4 protein-coding genes and 1 pseudogene are annotated in these 3,992 nt (G+C 61.2%); 3 read left to right on the plus strand and 2 right to left on the minus strand.

The features are described 5' to 3' along the window. Positions 1 to 23: 23 nt before the first annotated feature. A complete protein-coding gene (locus DBR24_RS15815; RefSeq protein ID WP_128615229.1) occupies positions 24 to 674 on the minus strand; it encodes an HAD family hydrolase in 651 nt (216 codons plus the stop codon). A 28-nt stretch (positions 675 to 702) separates the two neighbouring features. Continuing rightward, the gene (locus DBR24_RS15820) at positions 703 to 1,248 is read right to left on the minus strand and encodes a gamma carbonic anhydrase family protein (protein WP_123470257.1); all 546 of its coding nucleotides are present in this window, start codon (positions 1,246 to 1,248) and stop codon (positions 703 to 705) included. A 62-nt stretch (positions 1,249 to 1,310) separates the two neighbouring features. On the opposite strand from DBR24_RS15820, the gene prlC reads away from it, so the two are divergent. The 3 genes and pseudogenes from prlC to DBR24_RS15835 form a co-directional block, all read left to right on the plus strand. Beyond that, a complete protein-coding gene (prlC, locus tag DBR24_RS15825; protein ID WP_177490581.1) occupies positions 1,311 to 3,389 on the plus strand; it encodes an oligopeptidase A in 2,079 nt (692 codons plus the stop codon). Continuing rightward, a complete protein-coding gene (locus DBR24_RS15830) occupies positions 3,386 to 3,676 on the plus strand; it encodes a YheV family putative zinc ribbon protein (RefSeq protein ID WP_123470256.1) in 291 nt (96 codons plus the stop codon). The genes prlC and DBR24_RS15830 overlap by 4 nt, the downstream gene beginning before the upstream one ends. 112 nt (positions 3,677 to 3,788) lie before the next feature. Continuing rightward, a pseudogene (locus tag DBR24_RS15835) lies at positions 3,789 to 3,992 on the plus strand (oligopeptidase A); the annotation flags it as partial.

Genomic DNA, 3,992 nt, shown 5'->3' on the forward strand with positions numbered 1-3,992 from the left:
GCTTGCCAGCGATGGTGTATTAATCAGCGCCGCAGGAATGCCTGATGCAACTCGTCCAGCGTTTCAAAATGATAAGCCGGCGCCTCCGCACTCAACTCTTCGAAACTGCCAAACCCATAACCGACCGCCGCCGCATCCAGCCCATTGCTGCGCGCCCCGATCAGATCGTGCTTACGATCGCCGATCATCAACGTATTGGCCGGGTCCAGCCCTTCTTCCTTGATCAGATGCGCAATCAGCTCGACCTTATTGGTCCGCGTGCCGTCCAGCTCACTGCCGTAGATCACCTTGAAGTGCCGGGCAAAATCAAAATGCCGGGCAATCTCGCGGGCAAATTCCCACGGTTTCGACGTGGCGATATACAGCTGCCGTCCCTGCCCGCTCAGGGTTTCCAATAAAGGCGTGACACCATCAAACACGCGGTTTTCATACAGGCCGGTGACCTTGAAGCGTTCGCGATAGAAATTCACCGCCTGCCACGCCTTGGCTTCATCAAAATCGTAAAACTGCATGAACGCCTGCAACAGCGGCGGGCCGATGAAGTGTTCAAGTCTGGTCAGGTCCGGCTCGTCGATGCCGAGCTTGCCGAGGGCGAACTGGATGGAACGGGTGATGCCCTCACGCGGGTCGGTCAGGGTGCCATCGAGGTCGAACAGTACGGTCTGGTAGTGCATGAGAAATCCTGTGCGGGTGTCAGTCGTTTCAGAGCTGGTCGTAGCCTTCGGCCAGATGCAGGTCCTTGAGCTTCACGTAGTTCGCCGCGCTGTAGGTGAAGAAGGCGCGCTCCTTGTCAGTCAGTGCACGCACCTGTTTCACCGGACTGCCAACATACAGAAAGCCGCTTTCCAGGCGCTTGCCCGGCGGCACCAGGCTGCCGGCGCCGATGATCACGTCATCCTCGACTACCGCGCCATCCATGACGATGCTACCCATGCCGATCAACACGCGACTGCCGACGCTGCAACCATGCAGCATGACTTTGTGGGCGATGGTCACGTCGTCGCCGATCAGCAGCGGGAAGCCGTCCGGGTTGAACGGACCGGCGTGGGTGATGTGCAGCACGCAGCCGTCCTGCACGCTGGTGCGCGCGCCGATGCGGATGCGGTGCATGTCGCCACGGATCACGGTCAGCGGCCACACGGAGCTGTTTTCGCCGATTTCAACGTCGCCGATCACCACCGCTGAGGCGTCGACAAACGCGCCTTCGCGAAGCTGCGGGGTGTGATTCTGGTACTTGCGAACGGACACGATAAGTTCTCTCTCTGTCGCCGATAGCTGCGGTGAATGCCGATTGTAATTAAGATGGGCGCATGTTTCTTCCAGCCAAGGTGCCAACCGTGAGCGTGAACAACCCTCTGCTGCAGTCCTACGACCTGCCACCGTTCTCCACGATCCGTGCCGAACACGTCCTGCCGGCCATCGAAACCATTCTGGCCGACAACCGCGCCGCCATTGCCGAAATCCTCAAGATCCAAGGCCAGAACCCGACCTGGGCCGGTCTGGTGCTGGCAATGGACGAACTCAATGATCGCCTCGGCGCCGCCTGGAGCCCGGTCAGCCACCTCAACGCCGTGTGCAACAGCGCCGAACTGCGCGAAGCCTACGAGTCGTGCCTGCCGGCCCTGAGCGCCTACTCCACCGAAATGGGCCAGAACCGCGAACTGTTCCAGGCCTATGAGGCGCTGGCTAACAGCCAGGAAGCCGCCGGTTTCGACGTGGCACAAAAAACCATTCTGGAACATGCCCTGCGCGATTTCCGCCTGTCGGGTATCGACCTGCCGGAAGCTGAACAGAAGCGTTACGCCGAAGTGCAGAGCAAACTGTCCGAGCTGGGCAGCCGCTTCTCCAACCAGTTGCTCGATGCCACACAAGCCTGGACCAAGCACATCACCGACGAAGCCGCCCTCGCTGGCCTGACCGATTCGGCCAAGGCGCAGATGGCGGCCGCCGCCCAGGCTAAAGGTCTCGATGGCTGGCTGATCACCCTGGAATTCCCGAGCTACTACGCGGTAATGACCTACGCCCAGGACCGCGCGCTGCGTGAAGAAGTCTACGCCGCCTATTGCACCCGTGCGTCGGATCAAGGCCCGAATGCCGGGCAGAACGACAACGGTCCGGTCATGGAAGAGATCCTCGACCTGCGTCAGGAACTGGCCAGGCTGCTGGGTTTCGCCAGCTTCTCCGAGCTGAGCCTGGCGACCAAAATGGCCGAGTCCAGCGATCAGGTGCTGAGCTTCCTGCGCGACCTGGCCAAGCGCAGCAAGCCGTTCGCCGCGCAGGACCTGCAACAGCTGCGCGCCTACGCCGCCGAACAGGGCTGCGCCGATCTGCAAAGCTGGGACAGCGGTTTCTACGGGGAAAAACTCCGCGAGCAACGCTACAGCGTCGCTCAGGAAACCCTGCGCGCCTACTTCCCGATCGACAAAGTCCTCGGCGGGCTGTTCGCGATCGTCCAGCGTCTGTACGGCATTGAAATCGCCGAACTGAAAGGCTTCGACACCTGGCACCCGGACGTGCGCCTGTTCGAGATCAAGGAAAACGGCCAGCATGTCGGCCGCTTCTTCTTTGACCTCTACGCCCGCGCCAACAAGCGAGGCGGCGCGTGGATGGACGGCGCTCGCGACCGCCGCCGCACTGTCGACGGCGTGCTGCAAAGCCCGGTCGCCAACCTGGTGTGCAACTTCACCCCGGCCGACAGCGGCAAGCCTGCGTTGCTGACCCACGATGAAGTGACCACCCTGTTCCACGAATTCGGCCATGGTCTGCATCACCTGCTGACCCGCGTGGATCACGCGGGTGTCTCCGGGATCAACGGCGTGGCGTGGGATGCGGTCGAGCTGCCGAGCCAGTTCATGGAAAACTGGTGCTGGGAGCCGGAAGGTCTGGCGCTGATCTCCGGTCACTATGAAACCGGCGAGCCACTGCCACAGGACCTGCTGGAAAAAATGCTCGCGGCGAAAAACTTCCAGTCCGGGCTGATGATGGTGCGTCAGCTGGAGTTCTCGCTGTTCGACTTCGAACTGCACGCCACCCACGGTGACGGCCGCAGCGTGCTGCAAGTGCTCGAAGGCGTTCGCGATGAAGTTTCAGTGATGCGTCCACCGGCCTACAACCGCTTCCCCAACAGCTTCGCGCACATCTTCGCCGGCGGTTACGCAGCGGGTTACTACAGCTACAAGTGGGCGGAAGTGCTGTCGGCGGATGCCTTCTCCAAATTCGAAGAAGACGGCGTGCTCAACGCTGAAACCGGTCGCGCTTTCCGCGAAGCGATCCTGGCACGTGGCGGTTCGCAGGCCCCGATGGTGCTGTTCGTCGACTTCCGTGGCCGTGCGCCTTCGATTGACGCACTCTTGCGCCATAGCGGCCTGAGTGAGGACGCAGCAGCATGAGCGAGGCACCTGTGATTACCAAGAAACGCTTTATCGCCGGGGCCGTCTGCCCGGCGTGCAGCGAGCCGGACAAGCTGATGATGTGGAACGAGGACAGCGTGCCGCACCGCGAATGCGTGGCCTGTGGTTACTCGGATACGTTGAACGAGCAGGGGCTTTCTGTACCGAAAGAGCTGGGCACGCGGGTCAACACCAGCGCGCTCAAGCCGACAGCGGACAAGAATGTCCAGGCCGTGCAGTTCTTCCCCAATCCGAAGCTTGCGAAAAAACCTGACGCACAACATTGAGTCGCTGCCACCTTCCACCGATCAGCGGTGGAAGGTGGTAACTATGTACCGCCCGTCCCCTGCGCTTCCTGCCTAAGCTGGCCCTTTTCAGCCACGCCTCAAGGAAGAAGCCATGCCTGACACCAATCCGCTGTTACAACCCTGGACTTTGCCACCGTGGTCGGCGATACGCGCCGAGCATCTGGTTCCGGCGATCAACGCGATCATCAGCGCAAACCACCAGGTCATTACGCAAGTGATCGCCAGCCAGACCGAACATCCGGGTTGGGACGATCTGGTAGTGGCCGTCGATGAGGCCGAAGCGCGCCTGGATGAA

Origin of the sequence: Pseudomonas sp. HMWF006 (assembly GCF_003061205.1) — a bacterium.
GTDB lineage: Bacteria > Pseudomonadota > Gammaproteobacteria > Pseudomonadales > Pseudomonadaceae > Aquipseudomonas > Aquipseudomonas monsensis.